Raw genomic sequence first — 23,059 nt, 5'->3', positions numbered from 1 at the left:
TTTGTCACCAAACCGAACATCCTCACCCCACGGGCGGGAATCCACCGTGAGGCGAGGTGCCGCAGCATGGGGCCGGCCTGACTGACCCGGCGGGCACCGGGGCAGAATCGGGTGTCCAACAAGGTTTACGCGCGCGTCACCCCATGAGGTCCGGCAGGAACATGACGATGGAAGGCACGGCAATCACCAGGGCGATGATGACCAGATCCATCAGGATGAAGGGCATCACCCCGGCAAAGACCTGGGCGATGGTGACGTATTTTCCGGCCACGTTCTTGATGACGAAGACGTTCATGCCCACGGGTGGCGTGATCATCCCGATCTCGAGCAGCTTGACCACCAGCACCCCGAACCACACGAGGCTGATCGCCTCCTGCCGCAGGATGGGCAGGAAGATGGGCAGGGTGATCAACATGGCGCCGAAGGGCTCCATGAAGGTGCCGAGGGCGAGGTAGATCAGCACGATGATCAGCATCAGCGAGACATAGGAGAGATCCGCGCCCGCCACGAAGGAGGAGATGAAGCCGGAGAGGCCGGAGATGCCGAGAAAGCGCGTGAACATGGCCGCGCCGACACCGATGATGAAGAGCGAGCCCGTCGAGGTGACGGTTTCCATCAGCGAGCGGTAGAAGGCGGGCCAGGTCATCCTGCCGGTGGCGAGTGCGAGTACGATGGTGCCCGCCGCGCCCACGGCGCCGGCCTCTGTCGCGGTAAAGAAGCCCGAGAAGAGCCCGCCGAAGATCAGCAGCACGAGCGCGGTGACCGGCAGCACCTTGAGCACCGCGGACCAGTCGGCGGGGCCGTCATCGGCGCCCGCGCGCGGCGGGATCAGGTCTGGGCGGATCCAGCAGATCAGCAGCACCGCGATGCAGTAGCCGATGGCGGTGAGCACGCCGATGCCGATGCCGCCGATGAAGACCTGTGTCACCGAGGTTTCGGCGAAGACGCCGTAGATGATCATCAGGATCGAGGGCGGGATCAGCGCGCCGATGGTGCCGCCCGCGGCGATGGATCCGGCGGCGATGGAGGGGCGATAGCCCGCCGCGACCATCTCGGGGATGGCGATGCGGCCCATGGCGGCGGCGCAGGCCAGCGAGGAGCCGGAAACGGCCGCAAAGCCCGAGCAGGCGAAGATCGAGGAGATGGCAAGCCCGCCCGGCAGGCGGCGCATGACCACCTTTGCGGCCTCGAAGAGCCCGCCGGTGAGGCCGGTGTGGAAGGCCACGAAGCCCATCAGCAGGAACATGGGCACGGCGCTCATCGTCCAGGAGGCCACGAAGGAATAGGGGGTGTTAGAGAGCACGCCCAGCGCCGGCACCGGGCCGATCAGCGCGGTGATGCCTCCGAAGGAGACGAGGATCAGCGCCATGGCCACGGGCAGGCGCAGGATCAGCAGGATCGTCAGGGCGATGATGCCGTAGAAGCCGACTTCGACGTTCATTTCAGGGGGTCCTTCGGGCCGGTCATATCAGGTGATCCTCGGTGCCGGTAATCGTGCCCGGGCGGGCATAGTCGAGGGCGAGCACGGCGCAGGCGAGCGCGGCGACGGCAAAGCCCAGCGGTGGCAGGAAGTAGCTCTGCCAGACCGGCATCTTGAAGGTGACCAGCTCGACGTAGGTGCCGGAGTTCCAGTTCGAGACGGCCGAGCCCCAGCTGACCCAGGCCAGAACGGCGTAGATCGCGCCCGAGATCAGGCAGACCGCGACATCGGATATCTTCAGCAGCAGCGGCGGCATGGCAAAGTCGATCAGTTCGACCGAGACCATGTCGCGGCGCATTTCCAGCCACCCGAGCGGCAGGAAGGCGACGGAGACCATGTAGAAACGGGCGACCATTTCGGTGGTGACATGGATCGAGACACTGAACAGGTTGCGTGCCAGGACGTCGATGCAGATGTGAACCATCATCAGCAGGACGCCCAGCGCGCCGATCAGGGCAAGCACGCGCGTGAGCGCGGTGGCCAGCCGGACGAGGCGGGTCATGAGAGGCTCCGGGGGCAGTTGTGCGAGGCTCCGGCCGGAGGCAGTGACCGGCCAGGAGGGTCGTGCGAGTGCAGGCGTGGGCGCCCCCGGCGGACCGGAGGCGCGGGGCATGGGGCGTTACATGCCGTAGGTGGAGAGGTCGATCTTGTCCCAGACCTCGGTCTTCATGCGGTCCGACAGCGCATCGGGATCGTCGCCGATCTCCTCGGCGATGGCGGTCCATTTCTCGACCAGCGCGGCAAAGACCTCGGCCTGTTCGCCGGACATGGCGATGCGCGCCTCGGTATCCTTGGCGATGAAATCCTCGGAGGCCTGCAGGAAGGCGGGATCGGGGGTGATCACCTCGATCTGGGTGTCCTCGAGGGCGGTCATCGCGGCCTCGGGCAGCTGGAAGGCCCAGCGGTCGGTCAGGTCGAAGTTGGCCCGGGCGGCGGCCATGGCCAGCGCGGTGCGCTCCTCCTCGGACATCGACTTCCAGGTATTGAGGCCGACGGTGAAGTTGGAGGTGACGTGATAGGTGCCGATGGGCACCTCGGTGACGTATTTCGCCACGTCGAGCAGCCGGTAGGACAGCAGGTCGACCGTCGAGGCCATGGTGCCGTCGATGGTGCCCTGGGACATGGCCTCGAACTGATCGCCGACGCCCATGGTGACCGGGGTGGCCCCGAAATTCTCGGCCCAGCGCGAATAGGGCGCGCCGCCGGTGCGCAGGCGCAGGCCCTTCATGTCCTGGGCGCTGCGCACGGGCTTGGTGGTGAGCAGGCTGTAGACGTTGGAGGAGCCGGCACCGAGGAAGACCATGCCGAGGTTCTTGAACTCTTCCTGGCAGGGTTCGCAGGTGAGGCCGAACTCGGTCATCGCCATGGCCATGGCGTGCGGGTTGCGGCCCAGCAGCGCCAGGTCGCCCGCGATGCCGGTCACCGGCATGTCGGCGGGGAAGTAGAGCGGCAGGGTGTTGCCCACCTCGGCCAGGCCGGTCTGCAGCGCGTCCTTCATCTGCGGCAGCGAGACGACCTCTGGGCCCATGATGGTGCCGGTGATCGTGCCGCCGGAGGTCTCGGCGAGATACTCCTTCAGGTGTTCGTACATGTAGTTGGCCGGATGCGCCGGCGGGGCCGCGGGGGCCAGGCGCAGGTCTCGGGCCTGGACCTGGGACACGGCGGTGGCCGTCATCAGGCCGGTTATCGCCAGTGTGGCGAGGGTCCTCTTGAAAGTCATGAACGTTCCTCCTCCCTGAGTGTTGTTCATCGTGTCAAAGTGCCAGCAGCTTCCTCGCGTTTTCCTTGAGCAGAAGAGGGCGGACATCCTCCCTGATGTCGATCTTCTCGAAGTCTGCCAGCCATCTGTCCGGCGTGATCGCCGGCCAGTCGGAGCCGAAGAGCAGTTTGTTCTTCAGCAGCGAATTCGCGTATTTGACCAGGATCGGCGGGAAGTACTTGGGGCTCCAGCCGGAGAGGTCGATGTAGACGTTGGGCTTGTGCTGGGCGACGGCCAGCGCCTCCTCCTGCCAGGGGAAGGAGGGATGGGCGGCGATGATCTTCATGTCGGGGAAATCCACCGCCACGTCATCGAGGTGCATCGGATTGGAATATTTCAGCCGCATCCCCATGCCGCCGCGCATCCCCGATCCGACGCCGGTCTGCCCGGTGTGGAAGAGCGCGATGCCGCCTTCCTCCTCGATCGCCTCGTAGAGGCCATAGGCCATGCGGTCGTTCGGGAAGAAGCCCTGGAAGGTGGGGTGGAACTTGAACCCCCTGACGCCGTAGTCGCGCATCAGGCGGCGCGCCTCGCGCACGCCCATCTTGCCCTTGGCCGGGTCGATCGAGGCGAAGGGGATCATGATGTCGGAATTCTGCGCGGCGATCTCGGCCACTTCCTCGTTGGAATAGCGCCGGAAGCCGGTTTCGCGCTCGGCATCCACGGGGAAGATCACGCAGCCGATCCTGCGCTCGCGGAAGTAATCCGCCGTCTGCTGGACCGTGGGCAGCATGCCTTCGACCCCGGCGGGGTTCCTGAAGTACTTTGCCATGCCGGCCTGGAACTCGTTGTAGCCGTCATCGCGGGTGGTGCAGCAGGGCTCCTCTGCGTGCACGTGGATGTCGATGGCGACGAGATCGTCGATATTCATTTGTCCTCCCGGGGGTCTTCCTGTTGCGCACCGCCGGTTTCGGGCAGCCCGCAGTAGCGCTGCAGCAGGCTCGCCAGGGTGGCGGCCTCCTCCTGCGACAGCGTGTGGGTGTTGTAGGCCGTGTCGCCGAAGAAATTGTGCCGGTTGGCATCGACGAAGGCCTCGCCGGTTTCGGTGAGCGAAAGCAGCACCGAGCGGCGGTCGTTGTCGGGGATCTCGCGCGCGACGAGGTTCTGGTCCTCGAAGCGGCGGATCGTCTTGGTCATGTGGGCGGGCTTGATCGCCAGGGTCTGGGCCAGCACGCCCTGCTTGATGCCCGGGTTCATGTGGATGACCCAGAGCACCGAGAATTCGCCCGGCCGCAGGTCCTCGTCTGCGAAACGGTCGTAGAACTGGTCGTAGACCCGCACCTGGCAGACCCGCAGCAGGAAGCCCAGCGACCGGCCCAGCTCTCCCAGTTCGACCTGGGCGCGCTGATCGGTCTCGAAGCGCGGGTCCTGGCCCATCAGGCGCCCCCGGGAATGGCGACCTTGGCCGCGCGTTTTTCCAGGAAGGCGGTCAGCCGGGCCTCGGCCTCGGGCGAGGTGGCGGTGAAGGAGGAAATGAAGCTCTCGACGAAGAGACCGTCGTCGCGGCTCATCTCCATGATCCGGGGCAGGGCGTTGATGACCGAGTAGTTCGAGAGCTCGGCATTGCTGGCGGCCTTTTCGGCCAGCAAAAGCGCCCTTTCGACGGCGGTGCCGGCGGGCACGACGTATTGCGCCAGGTTCCAGGCCTCTCCCTGTTTCGCATCCACCGAGCGGCCGGTGAGCATCATGTCGGTCATCCGGGCCACGCCCATCAGGCGCGCCGCGCGCACCGATCCGCCGCCGCCCACGAAGATGCCGCGCTGCCCCTCGGGCAGGGCAAAGAAGGTGCTCTCGTCGGCGACGCGCACCTGGGTGGAGGAGGCCAGCTCTAGCCCGCCGCCCACCACGGCGCCATGCAGCGCCGAGAACCAGGGGATCGGGCCGAATTCGATCCGGCCGAAGACCTCGTGCCAGCGGCGCGAGCCATGCACCCCCTCGAAGGGCGTCTTCTTCACGTGTTCGGCAAGGTCGAGCCCGGCGCAGAAATGCTTGCCATGGCCGAAGAGCACTGCGGCCTTGGCCTCGATCCGGGCGCGTTCGACGGCGAGGGCGATCTGCTCGACGAAACGGTCACTGATGGCGTTGCGCTTTTCCGGGCGGTTCAGCCCGACAAGCGCCACGTCGCCGCGCATCTCGAAGGTCACGAAATCGGTGCTGTCCTGGCTGTTCACTTAAGGCTCCATTCTTCTTGCAGTTGTACCTATACGAGAAAACATTTTCCGTGTAAACAATCTTCGAGCGAACAACTTTGACGTGATTTCGCTTCAGGGAGGTATCATGAACGCCAAGGAGAAGATGCGCCCCGCGCGCGTCTGGGAGCCGCGTATCCTGATAGAGGAACGCAAGGACGGAACGATGCTGATCCGGCAGGAGGAGCCGCTGGGGGAGTTCCCCGAGAGGTTGTCGGACAGGATCCTGCACTGGGCGGAGACCGCGCCGACCCGTGTCTGGATGGCCGAGCGCCGCGCAGATGGCACCTGGGAGGAGGTGACCTATGCCGAGCTGGCCGATCTGATGCGGCGGGTGGGCACGTTTCTGCTGAGCCACGAGATGTCGGCGGAACGGCCGCTGATGATCCTGTCGGAAAACTCGCTGGAACATGCGATTGCCGCGCTGGCGGCGCAATACGTGGGCGTGCCCTCGGCCGCCGTGGCGCCGGCCTATTCGCTGATCGGCGAGGGGCACGGCAAGCTGCGCGACATTGCCGAGCAGGTGACGCCGGGCGCGGTTTTTGCCAAGAACGCCAATCGTTTCGCCGAGGCCATCGCCGATGTCTTCGGCCCCGAGATGCCGCTGATCCTTGCGGGGGGCGACATTCCCGGCCACCGGACCTATCGCTGGGAGGAGGTGGTGGCGACCGAGGCCGGCCCGGAGGCCGATGCGGCCAATGCCGCCACCGGCCCCGACACGATCGCCAAGTTCCTGTTCACCTCCGGCACCACCGGCAGCCCCAAGGCGGTGATCCAGACCCAGCGGATGATCTGTGCCAACATGGAACAGGCGCTGGATTGCTATCGGTTCCTCGAGGACGAGCCGCCGGTTCTGGTGGATTGGGCACCCTGGAACCACGTGGCGAGCGGCAACAAGGTGTTCAACATCGCGCTCTACAATGGTGGCACGTTTTACATCGACGCGGGCAAGCCGACGCCCGCCGGCATGGCCGAGAGCATCCGCAACCTGCGCGAGGTCTCGCCCACCTGGTATTTCAACGTGCCGGTGGGCTACGAGATGCTCTGCGAGGCGATGGAGGCGGACCCGGCGCTGGCCGAGAGCTTCTTTCGAAACCTGAAGCTGATGGTCTATGCCGGGGCCGGCATGGCGAGCCGCACCTGGCATCACCTGAACGAGCTGTCAGAGCGCACGGTGGGCGCGCGCACGCTGATGGGCTCGGGCCTCGGCTCAACCGAGACGGCGCCCTTTGCCATGTTCTGCACCGAGCCGCAGGAGGAGCCCGGCAACGTTGGCATCCCGGCGCGCGACGTGGTGATGAAGCTGGTGCCCACGGGCGGCAAGATGGAGGTGCATTTCAAGGGCCCGAACGTGACGCCGGGCTACTGGCGGCGGCCGGACCTGAGCGCAAAGGCCTTTGACGAGGAGGGCTTTTACAACATGGGCGACGCGCTGCGCCCGGCGGTGCCCGGCGATCCGGCGCGCGGCTTCCTCTTCGACGGGCGCACGGCCGAGAACTTCAAGCTGCAGACCGGCACCTGGGTGGCGGTGGGGGCGATGCGCGCCAAGCTGGTCGATGCGCTCGACGGGCTGGCGCGGGATGCTGTGATCACCGGCGAGAACCAGTTCGAGCTGGGGGCGCTGTTGCTGCCGTTCCGGCCCGCCATCGAGCGGTTGGTGCCCGGCGGCGAGGCGATGCCGGACGAGGCGCTCTTTGCCCATCCGGTGCTGCGGGCGCGACTGGAGGAGCTGCTGGGTGCCTTTGCCGGCCATGCCACCGGATCATCGAACCGGATCTGCCGGGCGATGCTGATGGTGGAGCCGCTGCAGCTGAGCCGGGGCGAGGTGACCGACAAGGGCTCGGTCAACCAGCGCGCGGTGCTGGCCCATCGCGCGGACCTGGTCGAGGCGCTCTATGCCGGGGGGCCGGAGGTGATCCTGGCCACGCGGCGCAGGCAAACGGAAAAGGTGAGCTGAATGCAGGTCGAGGGAGTGAGCGCGCTGGTCACGGGCGGCGGCTCGGGGCTGGGCGAGGCGGCGGCACGGGCGCTGGCGGCACGCGGCGCGAAGGTGGCGGTGCTCGACCGAAACGAGGAGGCCGCGGCGGGCGTGGCGGCGGAGATTGGCGGCATGGCGGTGCTGAGCGACGTGGCCTCGCCGCTGGCGGTGGAGACGGCGCTCGACCAGGTGGAGGCGGCACAGGGCGTGCCGCGGATCCTGGTGAACTGTGCCGGGATCGGCACGGCGGGCCGCGTGGTGGGCCGCGAGGGGGCGATGCCGCTGGAGGATTTCGACAGGGTGATCCGGGTGAACCTCTCGGGCACCTTCAACGTGCTGCGGCTGGTGACGGCCCGGATGGCCAAGCTGGAACCCATGGGCGAGGGGCGCGGCTGCGTGGTGAACACGGCCTCGGTTGCGGCCTTCGACGGGCAGATCGGGCAGGCGGCCTATGCGGCCTCGAAGGGGGGCATCGTGTCGATGGCGCTGCCCATCGCGCGGGAACTGGCACGCTTTGGCATCCGGGTGAACACGGTGGCGCCGGGGATCTTCCTGACGCCGCTGCTCTACACGCTACCGGAACCGGCGCAGCAGGCGCTGGCGCAGGGCATCCCGTACCCGTCGCGGTTGGGCGATCCGGCGGAATTCGCCCATGCGGTGCTCTTCTGCATCGAGAACGAGTACCTGAACGGCGAGGTGATCCGCCTTGACGGCGCCAACCGGTTGCCGCCGAAATGAAGGATCTGGGCGTGATGACGAGCCATGACCAGCAGCGCCGGACCCTGGCGCTGCTGCAGGCGACACCGGGCTGGGCGCGGCTCTGCGCGCTGCGGCCCGACCTGGACATCGAGACGGCGGCAGCGGTGCTGGAGGCGGCGGGCACGCTGACCGACGAGGTGCTGTTTCCGCTGGACGCGGTGGCCGACCGCGAGGGCTGCCGGATGGAGGGTGGCCGGGTGAAGGTGCCGGGCGCCTATCACGCGGCCTTCCGCAGCTTTGCCGAGGGCGGCTGGATCGGCCTCGACCTGCCCGAGCGGTTTGGCGGCTCGGGCCTGCCGGTGGTGCTGCAGGCGGCGGCGGGGCAGATCTTCGACCGGGGCTGCCCGGCCTTCAACATGGCGACGGGCGCGAGCCGCTCGGGCGCGGTGCTGCTCTCGGAGGCCGCGCCGCCGGAGGTGGCGGCGGACTGGGTGCCGGCGCTGATCGCGGGCGAGCGCAGCACCACCATCTGCATCAGCGAGCCGGGCGCGGGCTCCGACGTGGGGCGTATCCGCACGCGGGCTGTTCAGGACGGTGACAGCTGGCGGGTGACCGGGCAGAAGATCTGGATCAGCTTCGGCGATCATGACCTGACGCCGGTGATCGGGCATTGCCTGCTGGCGCGGAGCTCGGAGGCGCCGGGCACGCGGGGGCTGAGCCTGTTCCTGGTGCCTTCGGTCAGGGCCGACGGCAGGCCAAATGGCGTGAGCCCGGTGCGGATCGAGGAGAAGATGGGCCTGCACGGCTCGCCCACCTGCGTGATGGAATTCATCGAGGCCGAAGCCGTGCTGCTGGGCGAGGCCGAGCGCGGGTTGCCGCAGCTTTTCACCATGATCGAGCTGATGCGGCTGCAGACCGGGTGCCAGGGTCTCGGCACCGCCAGCCGGGCCTGCGACGTGGCGGCGCATTATGCCGGGGAGCGCCTGCAGGGCGGGCCGGCGGAGGGCGCACCGGTGGCGATTGCGGCGCATCCGGACGTGCAGCGGCAGCTGGGCCACATGCGGGCCCGTACGGAGAGCCTGCGCGCGGCGGTGCTGGAGCTGGCCTGCACCATGGACATCGCACGGGTGGCAAGCGGGGCAGAGGCGAGAGAGGCCGCGGCATTTGCGGCCTTCCTGCTGCCACTGATCAAGAACTTTGGCGCCGAGACCGGCTTTGACGTGGCCAATGCCGGGGTGCAGGTGCTGGGCGGGGCCGGCTATACCGCCGAGTGGCCGCTGGAACGCTCGGTACGCGATGCCCGGGTGCTGTCGATCTACGAGGGCACCACGGGCATGCAGGCGCTGGATTTCCTCGAGCGGCGGCTGATCCGGGACCGAAGCGGGTTCGATCTGTTCCTGGCCCGGACGATGGAGATGCGCGGCGCACCGGCCGAGGCCATGGCGCTCTTCGGCGCGCTGGCCGAGGCGCTGATCGGCCTTGCCGATCCGGTGCGGCGGCAATGGGCGGCGGATGCCTGGCTGCGGGCCGGCTGGCTGGCCGTCACGCTCTGGCTCTCGCCTCGGCTGGAGGCGACGGAGGCCGCGCGCGTGCAGGGGCAGGCGGTGGAGCGGATGGCCCTGCTGGCGGCCGAAATCCGCGACGCGATTGCCTGAGATCCTGCCCCGCGAAAAAGGCGCCGCGCCCGTCCGGGGCGGCGCCTTTCCCTGGTTTACGTGGCCGGATCGGCGGGCGATCAGGTAACGGGCAGGTCGAGGCGCGGGCTCATCGGATCGGTGATGCGGTGGGCCTGGAAGCGGTTTGGCAGGGGCGTCAGCGCGATCTCGCGGACGATGCCCGACAGGGCGAAGGGATCGCCCTCGGCAAAGTGGCGGGCGGCCTCGGCGCCGGGGGCCTCAAGGATGCCGAAATGGCCGATCGAGCCGGTGCCATCGGTGAGCGCGGCGCCGATCAGCACCGAGACGAGGCCGTCACCGCCCGTGCGCACCCAGGCGCGATGGGCGGCCCGGGCGCCATCGCGGGCAGCGTCCTGCCCGGGGTGATGCAGGCAGCGCATGAGGAAGAAGGCCATCAGGCATTCTCCAGCACGACCATGCCGGTGCCGGTCATCGAGGCGGGAGCGAAGTAATGCTTGTGCTTCAGCTCGACCGTCGGGTTCATGGCGGACCGCATGACCAGCCACATGATCAGCTCGGCGCCCTCGGAGCCGAATTGCTCGACGTAATCCTCGCGGCTCATGTCGCGGTACTTCTCGAAGTCGTTGGCGATACCGTCGAGCCAGGCGAGATCGGCCTCGCGATTGATGAAACCGGCACGGCTGCCCTGAAGCTGATGCGAGAGGCCGCCGGTGCCCATGATCACCACGCGGTCGTCGCCGGGGAAGCTCTCGATGGCCTCGCGCAGCACCCGGCCCATTTCCCAGCAGCGCTGCGGCGTGGGGATCGGGTACTGGATCGTGTTCACCCAGATCGGCACCACCTTGACGGGCCAGTGCTCGGGGCGACCGAAGAAGAGCTCCATCGGCACCTGCAGGCCGTGATCGACCTCGATCTCCCGGCAGACCATCGGGTCGAAGTGGTTTTCCACCAGCCGGTCGACGAAATGCCACGACAGCTCGGACGCGCCCAAGAAATCGGGCACGGCGCGGGGGCCCCAGCCCTCGTCCACGGGCTTGTAGCTGTCGGCGACGCCCACCGCAAAGGTGGGCACGCGGTCAAGGAAGAAGGTGTTGCCGTGATCGTTGAAGATGACGACGGCAATGTCGGGTTTCGCCTCGGCCATCCAGGCCTTGCCGGGGATGTAGCCGTCGAAGAGCGGCTTCCAGTCGGGGCTGTCGGCCAGCCCCTTGTCGATGGCCGCGCCGATGGAAGGTACGTGGCTGGTGCCCACGCCGCCGATGATATGGGCCATCAGAGTTTCCCCAGCCGCTGTTTCAGAAAGATGTCGTGATCCATCTGCGCCTGCGCGGCGCCGATCCGGGTCATCGGGGTGGGGTCGATGGCGGAAATCTTCAGGATGAAGAAGAGGTTGCCGCCGAGCGCCACCATGCGATGCCAGTCGCGCGACATGACGGCGGCTTTCTCCTCTTCCGAGAGGCCATAGCTGTCGAGAAAGGCCTCCTCGTCGGCCTTGAAGGCCTCCCTGTTGGCGGGGATGCCCAGCGACATCGCCATCTTGTTCATCCGGTAGCCGCGCTTCGATCCCTCCCGGTCGAAAAGCGGCGTCTCGGCAATTTTCCGTTCTGTGACGGCAGGTTGCATATCGAACTCCTCCTTGTTCGCATCGAGCCAGCCGAGAATGGCGGCGCGGGTTTCCGCGGGGCGCTCGACGGGCAGGAAATGGCCGGCACCCTCGATCACCCGCACCTCGGCACGGGGCAGGAGGGCGGCGATCTCGCGGTGCTGCTTCTCGGGGGACCAGCCATCCCGGGCACCTGTGATCAGCAGCACCGGGCAGGTGATGGCGGGCAGGCAGGTCTTGGCATCGGGGCGGTCGAGCAGGGCGCGGATCTGACGCTCGTGCACCTGCGGGCCGGCGGCCAGGACCATCTCGGTGAGGTCCGCCACAAGCGCGGTATCGGTGACGCGCGCGGGATCGAGCATGGGCGGCAGCCAGCTGGCCGCGAGGGCCGCCATGTCCTGATGCCCGAGGGTAATCTTGGCCAGGCGCTTTGGCTCTTCGTCGGGCTTGCGGCTGTCGTGGCCGGTGTTGGCAAGCACGAGGCCGCGGATGCGCCCGGGCGCCTGGCGGGCCATTTCCATGGCGACACGGCCACCCATCGAATGGCCGACGGGGATCAGGGGCCCGGGATGTTCGGCCAGCAGCCGGGCGGCCATGGCCGGGATCGTGGTATCGCGCATGACATCGGCATCGGCCACGGGCAGCGGCGCATGACGGGCCAGGTCGCGCCAGACGCGGGCATCGGAAACCAGTCCTGGGATGAGAAGCAATGTCGTCATGAGGGCCCTCCCAAACCGTCTCGTGAATACATTTGAGGGGAGGTTAGGGCTGATTTTGGCCAAAAACAAGAAAAACGTTGCCGAAATGAATACACAGAGGGCAAAGTTGCCGCCATGCACAGGTATTTCCGCGATGGCTGGGCGGCGGAGCGCCGCCCGTGTATACATGAGGGAAAGCAACGGAGGACCCGATGGCCACGACGAGCGCTGCCAAGACCCATGCGATGCGTGCCCTGATCGAGCTGCGCAAGAGGATCATCGACGGGGATTTCCCCGGCGGCATGCGGCTGTTCGAGGTGGCGCTGGCCGAGGAGATGGAGATCAGCCGGACCCCGGTGCGCGAGGCGATGTCGCGGCTGGCCGAGGAGGGGCTGCTCGAGCGGGCACCCAACGGCGGCTTCATGGTGCGCAGCTTTGCCTATTCCGACGTGATCGACACCATCGAACTGCGCGGGGTGCTGGAGGGCACGGCGGCGCGGCTGGCGGCGGAGCGCGGAGTGGAGGAGGCCAGGCTGCAGGAGATCGGCGAGGTGGTGCGGCGGCTTGACGGCTGTTTCGGGGATCTGCCGGACGAGGTTGATTTCGAAGGCTATTCCGAGCTGAACGGGGTGTTTCACGACCTGCTTGCGGCGCTGCCCGGCAGTGCCACCTTCGAACGGGAGCTGGACCGGGTGAAGAAGCTGCCCTTTGCCTCGCCCTCGGCCTTTCTGCCGGATCGCAGCCAGCTCTCGGCCTTCCGCCGGTCGCTGGCGGTGGGGCAGGAACAACATCGTGAACTGGTGGCGGCGATCGCCGCGCGGGAGGGGGCCCGGGCAGAGGCGCTGGCCCGCGAGCACTCGCTCGCTGCACGCAGGAACCTCGAGTACATCTTCTCGAAGGAACACAGCGTCGTCAGCACCGTTCCGGGCCTGGCGCTGGTGGCGCCGGATGCCGACGCGGCAGAGTGAACAGCGCGCCGATTCCCTGATTCGACATATACCGGACAAGCGAAATTCTTGACCTGCGGGGATTCTTTCCGCTTGCTTTTTGCGGCCTGCTGACCATTCTCATGTATACATTGACCGATTGGAGAGGGAGGAGTCCAATATGTCCGCTCAAAGCCTTAGTACGATTCTCAAGGGGGTTTCGAACCCCGTAGAGCTGTTGCGCAATTCCCGCGCCGGTATCTATGTATACCCAGTTGTCGCGCCCGAGTTCTCGAACTGGCGCAGTGAACAGCAGGCCTGGCGCGATACCGCCGTGCTGTTCGATCAGACCCATCACATGGACGAGCTGATTGTCGAAGGCCCCGATGCCGCCGCCTTCCTGTCGCATGTGGGCATCAACGGCTTTGCCAATTTCGACCTGAACCGGGCCAAGCACTTCGTGCCGGTCACGCCCAAGGGCCACGTGATCGGCGACATGATCATCTTCCGCGAGCGCGAGGACAAGTTCGTGCTGGTGGGCCGTCAGCCGACCGCCAACTGGACCAAGTTCCAGGCCGCAATCGGCAAGTGGAACGTGCGCCTGCTGCATGACCCGCGCTCTGACTCGCGGCCCGAGGGCGAACGGGTGCTGCGCACCCATTACCGGTTCCAGATCCAGGGCCCCGATGCCAACAAGATCTTTGACAAGATCAACGGCGGCCCGGTGCCGGACATCAAGTTCTTCCATGTCGACTGGATCAACGTCGGCTCGAAGAAGGTGCAGGCGCTGCGCCACGGCATGGCCGGCGCGCCGGGGCTGGAAATCTGGGGCCCCTACAAGGACAAGGATTACATCCTGTCGACGATCCTGGAGGCCGCGCAGGAGGTGGGTGTCGACCTGCGCCGGGTGGGCAGCCGGGCCTATTCCACCAACACGCTGGAATCGGGCTGGATCCCCTCGCCGCTGCCGGGGATCTATTCCGGCGATGGCATGATGGAGGAATACCGCGACTGGCTGGGGGCCGATGCCTACGAGGCCGTGGGCGCCATCGGCGGCAGCTTCGTCTCGGACAACATCGAGGATTACTACGTCAATCCCTTCGAGCTGGGCTATGGCTTCTACATCGGCTGGAAGAAGGAGAGCTTTATCGGCAAGGAGGCGCTGCTGAAGCTGAAGGATGCCGACAACCGCAAGAAGGTCACCTTCGAGTGGAACCCGGAAGACGTGATGAAGGTCATCGCCTCGAACTTCGAGGACGGCGTGCCCTACAAGTGGATCGACTTTCCGCAGCCGAACTATGCTTCGTCCTCGGCCGACATGATCATGGACGGCGACAAGATGGTCGGCATGTCGATGTTCAACGGCTATTCCTACAACGAGCGCCGGTTGCTGTCGCTGGGCGTGGTGAACTCTGACGTGATGGTGGGCGACGTGCTGACCCTGAAATGGGGCGAGCCGGACGACACCCAGAAGACCTCGGCCGAGAAGCACCGCCAGACGGAAATCCGGGTGCGGGTGTCGGAGACGCCCTATGCCCGCGAGGCGCGGGAGAACTATGCGGACAGCTGGCGGACCAAGCAGGTCGCGGCCGAGTGATCCGCCGGGGCGGCGCGCGCGTCGCCGCCCAGAAACGCGGCCATGGTCCCCGGGGAGGAGGGGGCCATGGCATCGTATCCGGAGGGCAGGGAGAGCCCGTCCGGCATTCCGCGGGAAGCGGACAAAAACGGGAGGAGAAACCATGTACATGAAGACACTGGGAAAAACCCTGGGTGGAGCGGCTGCGGCCCTGACGCTTGCCGCCGGTGCGGCGCAGGCAGAGGAGCTGTCGTTCGCGCATTTCGCGGCGCCGACCCATACGCTGACCGGCGCGGTGATCGAGCCGCTGGCCGATGGCGTGGCAGCCGATACGGACGGGGCGCTGACGGTGCGTGCCTATCCGGGCGGCGAACTGGGCAAGGGCCCGCTGGAGCAATACGTGCGCGTCGTGCAGGGCGTGGCGGATATCGTCTGGGGCCTGCCGGGCTATACCTCGACGCAGTTTCCCAAGACCATGATCGCCGAGATGCCGGGCGTGATCGCGGAAGGCCAGCCGGGCTATCCGGCGATCTGGGCCGCGATGGACCAGATCAAGAGCGAGTTCCCGGCGACGAAGCCGCTGGCGCTCTGGACCTCGGAACCGAACATCTTCATCATGAAGGACCATGACATCACCACGCCCGAGGACCTGGCGGGGCTGAAGGTGCGGGTGGCGGGGGCGACCTCTGCCGCCATGGTCGAGGCGCTCGGTGCGACGCCGGTGCAGATGCCTGCGGGCGACATCTACAACGCGCTGCAGACCGGGCTGATCGATGGCGTGATCACCGGCGCCAGCGCCGTGCGCGACTTCAAGCTGGACGAAGTGGCCAATTCCTACACCATCGGGGCGCCCATGGGGCGGCTGACCTTCTACGTGGTGATGAACCAGGACAAGTTCGACAGCCTGCCCGCCGACCAGCAGGCGGCGATCGACAAATATGCCGGCGAGCCTCTCTCGAAGGGCGCGGAGGAAGCCTGGAACCGGGTGGCCGCGGAAACCATCGCCGATCTGCGCGCTGACAGCGGTAACAAGGTGATCGACCTGACGGCCGAACAGGCGGCGGCCTTCGGTGCACTGACCGAGCCGGTGACGGAGCAGGTGGTGGCCGGAATCGACGGCGGGCCCGAGGTTCTTGCCACCATGCGCGGCGACTGAGCCCGCGACATGCATGGCACCCTGAGAAAGGTGGCGGACGGGCTGATCAGCCTGTCCGCCTTCCTCGGGACGATCGGGCTGATCTTTGTCACCCTGACCGTCATCGTGGACGTGGTGGGGCGCAGCTTTGGCCATCCGCTGCGCGGCGCCCAGGATTATTCCCAGATGGGGATGGTCATCATCGTCTTCGGCGGCATGGCGCTCTGCGACAAGCTGGGCGGGCATGTGTCGGTCGATATCTTCGAGAGCAACTTCCCGCCCCGGATGAACCACATGCTGGACATTGCCGCGGCGCTGCTGGGGATGGCGATCTTCGGTGCCATGGCCTGGGCCGTCTACGACAGCTCGAAACTGTCGCAGATGCTGAAGCTGGCCACGAACATCGTGAACCTGCCGAAGTGGTACTTTCAATGGGCGCTGAGCGCCATGGCGCTGATCACAGCCTTCGGGATGCTGGTGCGGGCGCTGGAACTGTCGCTGTCGGGGCCCGAGGCCCGCGCGGCGAAGGAGATCCGCGAATGAGCCCTGAAATGATTGGCCTCGTGGGGATCGTGATCCTCTTTGCGCTGCTGGTGCTGCGCTTTCCGGTGGCCTTTGCCATGTTCGCCGTGGGCTTTGGCGGCATCTGGGTGCTGAAGGACCTGAATTCGGCCATGAGCCTGCTGGCCTCGGAGAGCTTCACGCTCGCAAGCTCCTCGGAGCTGGTGGTGGTGCCGCTGTTCATCCTGATGGGCAACGTGGCCTCCGTCACCGGCATGAGCGCACGGCTCTATGATGCGGCCTATGCCATCATCGGGCAATTCCGCGGCGGGCTGGCCAGTGCGACGGTGCTGGGCTGCGCGGGCTTTGCCGCGCTCTCGGGCTCCTCCGTCGCCTCGGCGCTGACCATGGGCAAGGTCTCGATGGCGCAGATGGACCGCTTCGAATACGACAACCGCCTGTCCACCGGCGTGGTGGCGGCGGGCGGCACCCTGGGCATCCTGATCCCGCCCTCGACCGGGTTCGTGATCTACGCGATCCTGACGCAGCAGAGCATCGGGCGGCTGTTCCTGGCGGGCGTGCTGCCGGGGCTGCTGCTGCTGGCGATGTTCATCGCGACGATTGCGGTGCTGTGCTGGATCCGGCCCGCTTTCGGCCCCAAGGGGCCGAAGAGCACCATGGGCGAGAAGGGCCAGAAACTGGTCGCGGCGCTGCCGGTGCTGCTGGTGGTGCTGCTGACCATCGGCGGGATCTACAGCGGGATCTTCTCTCCGGTCGAGGCCTCGGCCGTGGGCGCGGGCCTGGTGATCATCGTGGGCGTGATCCAGCGACAGCTCGATTTCGCACGCTTCTGGGCGGCGGCCAAGGATTCCGTGGTGACCACGGCGACGGTCATGTTGATCCTGATCGCGGCACATCTGATCAACCCGTTTCTGGCGCTGACGCATATCCCGGAGGCCGTGGGCGGTTTTCTGGAGGGGCTGAGCATGGGGCCGATGGGGGTACTGGCGTTGATCCTGCTGAGTTACCTGGTGCTGGGATGCTTCCTGGAAGGCTTTGCCATGCTGGTGCTGACCATGCCGATCTACTTCCCGGTGATCATGGACCTGGGCCTCGATCCGATCTGGTTTGGCGTGCTCTGCGTGCTGACGCTGGAGATGGGGCTGATCTCGCCGCCGGTGGGGGTGAACGTGTTCATCGTGAAGTCGGTGGCGCGCGATGTGCCGCTGGGCCGGATCTTTGCCGGGGTGACACCCTTCTGGGTGGCGATGCTGCTGACTCTGGCCGTGCTGATGGCCTTTCCGCAGATCTCGCTGATCCTGCCCAACACGATGATCAACTAGACGAACGAGAGGCCGGTTCGCGCCGCGGGGCGCGGACCGGAGAGAGACATGGATATCTGGAGGAGGATGCGTGACATGATCAGTTTCATCGGCAGGAAGGGCCGCGGCGGAGAGGCGACCGGCGCCGGGCTGCAGGACATCGTGCAGGGTTATTCGATCGAGGTGATGCCGCGCACCGCCGCCAAGATCGAGGATTTCCGGGCGCTGCTGCCCGAGGGTACGCGGGTCTACATCGCGCATATCGAGGGCACGCCCATCGACGAGATGGTGGCCACGGCGCGGCGACTGACCGACGAGGGCTTTCCGGTGATGCCCCATTTCCCGGCCCGGATCATACGGGATGCGACAATGTTGGAGGAGTGGATCCGGCGTTACCGCGAGGAGGCCGGCGTGGTGCAGGCGCTGCTTCTGGCGGGAGGCGTGGAGCAACCGCAGGGCAGTTTCGACAGCTCGATGCAGATGATGGAGACGGGGCTGTTCGACCGGCACGGGTTCGAGCGGCTGCACGTGGCGGGCCACCCGGAGGGCAATACCGACATCGACCCGGCGGGGGGCACCGCCAATGTCGAGGCGGCGCTGAAATGGAAGCAGGCGTTCGCGGAGCGGACCGAGGCCGAGATGGCCATCGTGACCCAGTTCGCCTTTGACGCCGCGCCGGTGATGGACTGGATTGGCGGGCTGCGCGAGGCGGGCATCGACCTGCCGGTGCACGTGGGCGTGGCGGGGCCGGCCAAGCTGCAGACGCTGATCAAGTTCGCGGTGGCCTGTGGCGTGGGCCCGTCCTTCCAGGTGCTGAAGAAGCGGGCCATGGACGTGACCAAGCTGATGCTGCCCTACGAGCCGACGGAGGTGGTGAGCGAGTTTGCCCGCCAGATGGCGGTGACCGACCGGCCCGGGCCGGCGCAGCTGCATTTCTTTCCGCTGGGCGGCATCAAGAGCTGTGCGGAATGGACCCAGAAGCACGGGGCGCAGCCGATGCGGGCGGCGGGCTGAGCCCGGCAAACCACCCCCCCTGCCGCAGGGCGGAAGGGAGAGGAACACGCAGGAACAGGCCGGGCGCCCGCGGGAGCCCGGCTTTTTCTTTGCCTTGCGGCACGAAGGCGTCAGAATGCAGGCTGAATCTTCGTTTGACAGGTGCGACGCCGGAGCGTGTTGACCGGCAAGACAATCGCTTCCAGGCTCATCCGCATCCGGGTGACACCTGGCTGCGTGATCCCCCTTGCCGCCGGGCTGCTCCCGCCGGCCAACGCGTGAGGACAGTATGAGCGACAGACAGACCGGAATGCCCGCCGCCCTGAATGCCTTTTGGACATGGCCGATGACGCTGGCCGGAATCCAGACCGGAATCCAGACCGGGATCCGGGCGGAGGAAGACGGCGGCGCCGCGCCCGGCCTTGGCAATCCCTGGACGGATTACCTCGTGGACGGGTGGCAGCGCTCGGTGCTGTTCATGGATCTGATGCGACTGCGCGGCAACGAGCAGAAGGAGATGACATCGCGGCCCATGGCCACGGTGCTGACCTTTGATCACGAGGTGATCATGAGCGGCAGCACCCTGGCGAAGCCGATCAATTATTCCCTGACCCGGATCGTGCCGCCGGAGGGCGTGGTGACCGACCCCGCGAAGCGGCCCGTCGTGGTCGTGGATCCGCGGGCCGGGCAGGGGCCGGGGATCGGCGGTTTCAAGACCTCGAGCGAGATCGGAGATGCGCTGCGGAACGGCCATGCGGTCTACTTCATTGCCTTTTCGGCGGAACCCGAGCCGGGCCAGACCTTTCTCGACGTGGTCGAGGGGCAGGTGCATTTCCTGGAGAAGATCGCCGAGATGCACCCGGAGGCCTCGAAGCCCTTTGCCATCGGCAATTGCCAGGCGGGATATCAGACGCTGATGGTGGCGATCCTGCGGCCCGACCTCTTCGGGCCGGTCATGGTGGCCGGCTCGCCGATCTCCTACTGGCAGGGGGTGCATGGCGAGAACCCGATGCGCTATTCCGGCGGGCTGCTGGGGGGCTCCTGGCTGACTGCGCTGACCAGCGACATGGGGCAGGGCAAGTTCGACGGCACCTGGCTGATCCTGAATTTCGACAACCTGAACCCGGCCAACTGGATCTGGGGCAAGCAGTACGATCTCTATTCCAACATCGACACCGAGGCGGAACGCTACCTCGGCTTCGAGAAATGGTGGGGGGATTTCATCACCCTGAACGGGCCCGAGATCCAGTACCTGGTGGACGAGCTGTTCATCGGCGACAAGCTGACGCGCAACGAGCTGCATTCAAGCAGCGGCCGCGCCTTTGACCTGCGCGACGTGACATCGCCGATCGTGGTCTTTACCTCGCTGGGCGACAACATCAGCCCGCCGCCGCAGACCCTGGGCTGGGTGCTCGACCTCTACAAGGACGTCAACGACCTGCGCGCCCATGGCCGCACGGTGATCTATTGCCTGAACCGCAAGGTGGGGCACCTGGCGATCTTCGTCTCGTCCAAGGTGGGGGCCAAGGAAGACGCCGAGATGGTGCGGCTGATGGACATGATGGACTGCCTGCCGCCGGGACTGTTCGAGCTGGTGATCGAGGAGGCGGAGGAGGGATCGGCGCAACCCTGGCACTCGCGCTTCGAGACGCGGGATTTCGACGACATCCGCGCCTTTGGCCGCAACAGCGAGGAGGACGACCGGGCCTTTGCCACGGTGAAGAAGGTGAGCGAGGTCAACCATTCGCTCTACAACACCTTCCTGCAGCCGCTGGTGCGTGCCACTGCCAACCCGCAGACGGCCCGGGCCATGTTCAACGCCAACCCGCTGCGGCTGAGCTATACGCTCTTTGCCGACAGCAATCCCTTCATGAAGGGGTTCGGGCAGCTTGCCGAGCAGGTGCGGGAGACGCGGCGGCCGGTGGGGCCAGAGAACCCCTTTGTGAAGATGCAGAACGTCTTCTCGGACCACGTGAACGACAGCCTGGAAATGTTCCGGCAGCTGCGCGACGACGCGGTGGAGGCGATGTTCTTCGGGATCTACGGCAACAGCTTGTTGCAGGGGCTGATGGGGGTGAACGACGGCGCGCCGGTGCGCGAACTGCCGGCGGTGACCCACCGAGAGATCGCCATGCGCGATCACCTGATCGGACACCTGAAGGAGGCCGTGGGCGAGGGCGGGTTCAACGAGGCGCTGATGCGGGCGATGCTCTATATCGTTGCCGCGGGCAACGTGCTGGACGACAGCTACCTCGAGGCCCTGGGCGAGGCGCGCAAGTCGCTGATGAAACTGTCGCTCGATGATTTCAAGCTGGTGGTGCGTACGCAGTTCTACATCCTGTTGCTGGATGCGCACAGCGGGCAGGCGCTCGATGCGATCCGCACCATGGTGCCCGACCGGGAGGAGCGGGCGGAATGCCTTGCGCTGGCGGTGGAGCTGACCTCTCGGAACGGCGGGATCACGCGGGGCATGGCCGACCGGATCCGCGAACTGTCGACGCATATGCAGGTGGAAGAGCCGAGCGGGATGGTGCACCAGCTCCCCGCGCGCCAGGCCTGAGGCGGGCGGGGCGCGCCGTGGTTGATGCAGCCCGGGGTGATGCAGAATGACATCCATCGCGGCAGGCAATCCGCGACAGAGATCTTTCTGACGGCGAAGTCATTGATCTTGAGCCGCGGTCCGTTGACCGTGAGCCATATACAGCAAATAGTCGCACAACCTTGCCGGGGGCGCAGGGCGGGGCAGAACGAACAGGGACCATTCAGTGCTGACATACATTCTACTTCTGGCGAACGTCATGCTGCAGGCGGGGTTTATCATCCGTGCCCTGCTGAGGCCGCACCGTGAGCCGTCGTCGCGGCTGGCCTGGGTCGTGGTGATCCTGGCAATCCCGGCCGTGGGAGTCATCGCCTATGTCCTGTTCGGTGAAACCAATATCGGCCGGCGGCGCGCACGGCGCTATCGCGAGACGATCGAGCTGATCATGCAGGCGCAGCCGCCCTATACGGTCAATCCCGACGGCCGCGTGCCCTCGGCACGGGCCCATCTCTTCGATACCGGCCGCTCGATCAGCTACATGTGGCCGGTCGAGGGCAACGAGGCCGAGCTGTTGGCGGATTCCGACACGGCGATCGACGCCATGGTGGCCGACATGGATGCGGCCGAGAAGACCGTGCACCTGCTGTTCTACATCTGGCTGAACGACGTCAACGGCACCAAGATCGTCGATGCCGCGATCCGTGCGGCCAAGCGCGGCGTCAAGGTGCGCGCCATGGCCGACGACATCGGATCGCGTGTGATGGTGAAGTCGAAGGCCTGGACGGAGATGGAGCGGGCCGGGGTGCACGTGGTGCGCGCGCTGCCGGTGAGCAACCCGATCCTGCACCCGATCCGGGGCCGCGTCGACCTGAGAAACCACCGCAAGATCGTGGTGATCGACAGCAAGATCACCTATTGCGGCAGCCAGAACTGCTCGGATCCGGCATTCGAGGTAAAGGCGAAATTCGCGCCCTGGGTCGACCTGATGGTGCGGTTCGTGGGCCCGATCGCGCAACAGAACGAGCTGCTCTTCATTTCCGACTGGATGACCCATGTGGACGAGGATCTGCGCGACCTGGCCAGGGGCGGGCACATCCCGCACCAGGAAACCGGTGGTGTGCTTGCCCAGGTGATCGGGACCGGGCCCACGGTGCGGCCGACGGCGATGCCGGAAATGTTCGAAGCCATGTTCCATGCGGCGCGCGAGGAACTGGTGATCACCACGCCCTATTTCGTGCCGACGGAATCCATGCAATCCGCCCTTTGCGCCACGGCGCGGCGCGGCGTGAAGACGATCATCGTCTTTCCGAAACGCAATGACAGCTGGATCGTCGAGGCGGCCAGCCACAGCTACTACGAGGAACTGGTTGCATCGGGGGTGCAGGTCTACGAATACCCGCTCGGGCTGCTGCATTCCAAGTCGCTGACACTGGACGGAGAGATGAGCCTGATCGGCTCGGCCAACCTTGACCGGCGAAGCTTCGAGCTGAACTACGAGAACAACATGCTGATCGAGGACGGGCCGCTGACGGCGGCGCTGCGGGCCCGCCAGCAGGAGTATATCGATGCCTCGGAGCCGCTTGATACCATCGGCGTGATGAACCGCTCGATCTTCCAGAGGCTGAAGTACAACGTGATCGCGATGATGGGGCCGGTCCTCTGAAAACATGGGATAATCGGCGAATTCCGCCGATCCCGGGCACAGATTTCGCGTGGCCCTTGAACCCGGGGCCGCGCGGTCACAAATCTGATCGCGGAGGGGCGCGCAGCCTCTTGGCGGCGCCTCAGAATCATGTTGATTCGGCGCTCACCCATAGCGCGAGTGTTGCATTTCCTTCACATTCTGACGGTGCGCGTCGCCGGCCGCTCCCTGAGGGATAACGTGGCATCACGGCTTCGTGAGTATTTTTTCTTGCCCCCAGGGTCACTTGTTCACGAACGTTTTAACAGCTCGAAAATCGAGGGTTTCCCGTTGCTTTTAAGGGCTTCGGATGCCGCGCTGCGGCAATCCGGCGCAGGGGTGC

At 66.2% G+C, this 23,059-nt stretch carries 20 protein-coding genes; 11 read left to right on the top strand and 9 right to left on the bottom strand.

Annotated features, from left to right (window positions below):
- Positions 1–136: 136 nt before the first annotated feature.
- From AC0WR5_RS10425 to AC0WR5_RS10400, 6 genes are all read right to left on the bottom strand, one after another.
- On the bottom strand, positions 137–1,441 hold the full coding sequence (locus AC0WR5_RS10425; protein ID WP_475862970.1) for a TRAP transporter large permease: 1,305 nt from the start codon (positions 1,439–1,441) through the stop codon (positions 137–139).
- A 22-nt stretch (positions 1,442–1,463) separates the two neighbouring features.
- On the bottom strand, positions 1,464–1,982 hold the full coding sequence (locus tag AC0WR5_RS10420; RefSeq protein WP_475862969.1) for a TRAP transporter small permease: 519 nt from the start codon (positions 1,980–1,982) through the stop codon (positions 1,464–1,466).
- Between the two features lie 117 nt (positions 1,983–2,099).
- Entirely contained in the window at positions 2,100–3,200 is a 1,101-nt protein-coding gene (gene dctP / locus AC0WR5_RS10415; protein ID WP_475862968.1) for a TRAP transporter substrate-binding protein DctP, read from the bottom strand.
- Between the two features lie 34 nt (positions 3,201–3,234).
- A complete protein-coding gene (locus AC0WR5_RS10410) occupies positions 3,235–4,110 on the bottom strand; it encodes an amidohydrolase family protein (protein ID WP_475862967.1) in 876 nt (291 codons plus the stop codon).
- The gene (locus AC0WR5_RS10405) at positions 4,107–4,616 is read right to left on the bottom strand and encodes a MarR family winged helix-turn-helix transcriptional regulator (protein WP_475862966.1); all 510 of its coding nucleotides are present in this window, start codon (positions 4,614–4,616) and stop codon (positions 4,107–4,109) included. The genes AC0WR5_RS10410 and AC0WR5_RS10405 overlap by 4 nt, the downstream gene beginning before the upstream one ends.
- The gene (locus tag AC0WR5_RS10400; protein ID WP_475862965.1) at positions 4,616–5,410 is read right to left on the bottom strand and encodes a crotonase/enoyl-CoA hydratase family protein; all 795 of its coding nucleotides are present in this window, start codon (positions 5,408–5,410) and stop codon (positions 4,616–4,618) included. The genes AC0WR5_RS10405 and AC0WR5_RS10400 overlap by 1 nt, the downstream gene beginning before the upstream one ends.
- Positions 5,411–5,516: 106 nt before the next feature.
- On the opposite strand from AC0WR5_RS10400, the gene AC0WR5_RS10395 reads away from it, so the two are divergent.
- From AC0WR5_RS10395 to AC0WR5_RS10385, 3 genes are read left to right on the top strand one after another with little or no spacing between them, the layout of a single operon-like run.
- Positions 5,517–7,385 (top strand): feruloyl-CoA synthase, encoded by a 1,869-nt coding sequence (locus AC0WR5_RS10395; protein WP_475862964.1) that lies wholly within the window; start codon positions 5,517–5,519, stop codon positions 7,383–7,385.
- Positions 7,386–8,144: an SDR family NAD(P)-dependent oxidoreductase gene (locus AC0WR5_RS10390; RefSeq protein WP_475862963.1), complete on the top strand. Its 759-nt coding sequence runs from the start codon at positions 7,386–7,388 to the stop codon at positions 8,142–8,144.
- 14 nt (positions 8,145–8,158) lie between these two features.
- Positions 8,159–9,760 carry an acyl-CoA dehydrogenase family protein gene (locus AC0WR5_RS10385; RefSeq protein ID WP_475862962.1) on the top strand — a complete coding sequence of 534 codons (1,602 nt, stop codon included), beginning with the start codon at positions 8,159–8,161 and terminating at the stop codon, positions 9,758–9,760.
- 80 nt (positions 9,761–9,840) lie between these two features.
- On the opposite strand, the gene AC0WR5_RS10380 is transcribed toward AC0WR5_RS10385, so the two are convergent.
- The 3 genes from AC0WR5_RS10380 to AC0WR5_RS10370 are packed head-to-tail and all read right to left on the bottom strand — an operon-like array spanning position 9,841 to position 12,064.
- On the bottom strand, positions 9,841–10,176 hold the full coding sequence (locus AC0WR5_RS10380; RefSeq protein WP_475862961.1) for a YciI family protein: 336 nt from the start codon (positions 10,174–10,176) through the stop codon (positions 9,841–9,843).
- On the bottom strand, positions 10,176–11,015 hold the full coding sequence (locus tag AC0WR5_RS10375) for a class III extradiol dioxygenase family protein (RefSeq protein ID WP_475862960.1): 840 nt from the start codon (positions 11,013–11,015) through the stop codon (positions 10,176–10,178). Before AC0WR5_RS10375 ends, AC0WR5_RS10380 begins: the two co-directional genes overlap by 1 nt.
- Positions 11,015–12,064, bottom strand: a complete 1,050-nt coding sequence (locus AC0WR5_RS10370) for an alpha/beta fold hydrolase (RefSeq protein ID WP_475862959.1) — start codon at positions 12,062–12,064, stop codon at positions 11,015–11,017. Before AC0WR5_RS10370 ends, AC0WR5_RS10375 begins: the two co-directional genes overlap by 1 nt.
- 191 nt (positions 12,065–12,255) lie before the next feature.
- Between AC0WR5_RS10370 and AC0WR5_RS10365 the strand changes: the two genes are divergently transcribed.
- From AC0WR5_RS10365 to cls, 8 genes are all read left to right on the top strand, one after another.
- Positions 12,256–13,011 carry a GntR family transcriptional regulator gene (locus tag AC0WR5_RS10365; protein ID WP_475862958.1) on the top strand — a complete coding sequence of 252 codons (756 nt, stop codon included), beginning with the start codon at positions 12,256–12,258 and terminating at the stop codon, positions 13,009–13,011.
- Positions 13,012–13,150: 139 nt separating this feature from the next.
- Complete coding sequence (ligM, locus tag AC0WR5_RS10360) at positions 13,151–14,566, top strand: vanillate/3-O-methylgallate O-demethylase (RefSeq protein WP_475862957.1); 1,416 nt, start codon at positions 13,151–13,153, stop codon at positions 14,564–14,566.
- 142 nt (positions 14,567–14,708) lie between these two features.
- The gene (locus tag AC0WR5_RS10355; RefSeq protein WP_475862956.1) at positions 14,709–15,701 is read left to right on the top strand and encodes a TRAP transporter substrate-binding protein; all 993 of its coding nucleotides are present in this window, start codon (positions 14,709–14,711) and stop codon (positions 15,699–15,701) included.
- Between the two features lie 9 nt (positions 15,702–15,710).
- Positions 15,711–16,223, top strand: coding sequence for a TRAP transporter small permease (locus AC0WR5_RS10350; RefSeq protein WP_475862955.1), 513 nt, complete (start codon positions 15,711–15,713; stop codon positions 16,221–16,223).
- On the top strand, positions 16,220–17,524 hold the full coding sequence (locus AC0WR5_RS10345; RefSeq protein WP_475862954.1) for a TRAP transporter large permease: 1,305 nt from the start codon (positions 16,220–16,222) through the stop codon (positions 17,522–17,524). Before AC0WR5_RS10350 ends, AC0WR5_RS10345 begins: the two co-directional genes overlap by 4 nt.
- A 75-nt stretch (positions 17,525–17,599) precedes the next feature.
- Positions 17,600–18,517, top strand: a complete 918-nt coding sequence (locus tag AC0WR5_RS10340; protein WP_475868969.1) for a methylenetetrahydrofolate reductase — start codon at positions 17,600–17,602, stop codon at positions 18,515–18,517.
- A 268-nt stretch (positions 18,518–18,785) separates the two neighbouring features.
- Positions 18,786–21,056, top strand: coding sequence for a DUF3141 domain-containing protein (locus tag AC0WR5_RS10335; RefSeq protein ID WP_475862953.1), 2,271 nt, complete (start codon positions 18,786–18,788; stop codon positions 21,054–21,056).
- Between the two features lie 205 nt (positions 21,057–21,261).
- Positions 21,262–22,698 (top strand): cardiolipin synthase, encoded by a 1,437-nt coding sequence (gene cls / locus AC0WR5_RS10330; RefSeq protein ID WP_475868850.1) that lies wholly within the window; start codon positions 21,262–21,264, stop codon positions 22,696–22,698.
- Positions 22,699–23,059 lie beyond the last annotated feature (361 nt).

The sequence above is a fragment of the Pseudooceanicola sp. DL12 genome, assembly GCF_056270665.1.
The sequence above is the reverse complement of the archived record's forward strand: the minus strand, read 5'-3'. Positions and strand labels throughout refer to the sequence as shown.

Bases quoted from the DNA above. Each gene is read 5' to 3' on its own strand.
- AC0WR5_RS10390 (WP_475862963.1), top strand. From the start codon at position 7,386: ATGCAGGTCGAGGGAGTGAGCGCGCTGGTCACGGGCGGCGGCTCGGGG.
- ligM (WP_475862957.1), top strand. From the start codon at position 13,151: ATGTCCGCTCAAAGCCTTAGTACGATTCTCAAGGGGGTTTCGAACCCC.
- AC0WR5_RS10345 (WP_475862954.1), top strand. From the start codon at position 16,220: ATGAGCCCTGAAATGATTGGCCTCGTGGGGATCGTGATCCTCTTTGCG.
- AC0WR5_RS10380 (WP_475862961.1), bottom strand. From the start codon at position 10,176: ATGGCCTTCTTCCTCATGCGCTGCCTGCATCACCCCGGGCAGGACGCT.
- dctP (WP_475862968.1), bottom strand. From the start codon at position 3,200: ATGACTTTCAAGAGGACCCTCGCCACACTGGCGATAACCGGCCTGATG.
- AC0WR5_RS10370 (WP_475862959.1), bottom strand. From the start codon at position 12,064: ATGACGACATTGCTTCTCATCCCAGGACTGGTTTCCGATGCCCGCGTC.
- AC0WR5_RS10425 (WP_475862970.1), bottom strand. From the start codon at position 1,441: ATGAACGTCGAAGTCGGCTTCTACGGCATCATCGCCCTGACGATCCTG.
- AC0WR5_RS10385 (WP_475862962.1), top strand. From the start codon at position 8,159: ATGACGAGCCATGACCAGCAGCGCCGGACCCTGGCGCTGCTGCAGGCG.
- AC0WR5_RS10375 (WP_475862960.1), bottom strand. From the start codon at position 11,015: ATGGCCCATATCATCGGCGGCGTGGGCACCAGCCACGTACCTTCCATC.
- AC0WR5_RS10395 (WP_475862964.1), top strand. From the start codon at position 5,517: ATGAACGCCAAGGAGAAGATGCGCCCCGCGCGCGTCTGGGAGCCGCGT.
- AC0WR5_RS10355 (WP_475862956.1), top strand. From the start codon at position 14,709: ATGTACATGAAGACACTGGGAAAAACCCTGGGTGGAGCGGCTGCGGCC.
- AC0WR5_RS10335 (WP_475862953.1), top strand. From the start codon at position 18,786: ATGAGCGACAGACAGACCGGAATGCCCGCCGCCCTGAATGCCTTTTGG.
- AC0WR5_RS10365 (WP_475862958.1), top strand. From the start codon at position 12,256: ATGGCCACGACGAGCGCTGCCAAGACCCATGCGATGCGTGCCCTGATC.
- AC0WR5_RS10405 (WP_475862966.1), bottom strand. From the start codon at position 4,616: ATGGGCCAGGACCCGCGCTTCGAGACCGATCAGCGCGCCCAGGTCGAA.
- AC0WR5_RS10340 (WP_475868969.1), top strand. From the start codon at position 17,600: ATGATCAGTTTCATCGGCAGGAAGGGCCGCGGCGGAGAGGCGACCGGC.
- AC0WR5_RS10420 (WP_475862969.1), bottom strand. From the start codon at position 1,982: ATGACCCGCCTCGTCCGGCTGGCCACCGCGCTCACGCGCGTGCTTGCC.
- AC0WR5_RS10410 (WP_475862967.1), bottom strand. From the start codon at position 4,110: ATGAATATCGACGATCTCGTCGCCATCGACATCCACGTGCACGCAGAG.
- AC0WR5_RS10350 (WP_475862955.1), top strand. From the start codon at position 15,711: ATGCATGGCACCCTGAGAAAGGTGGCGGACGGGCTGATCAGCCTGTCC.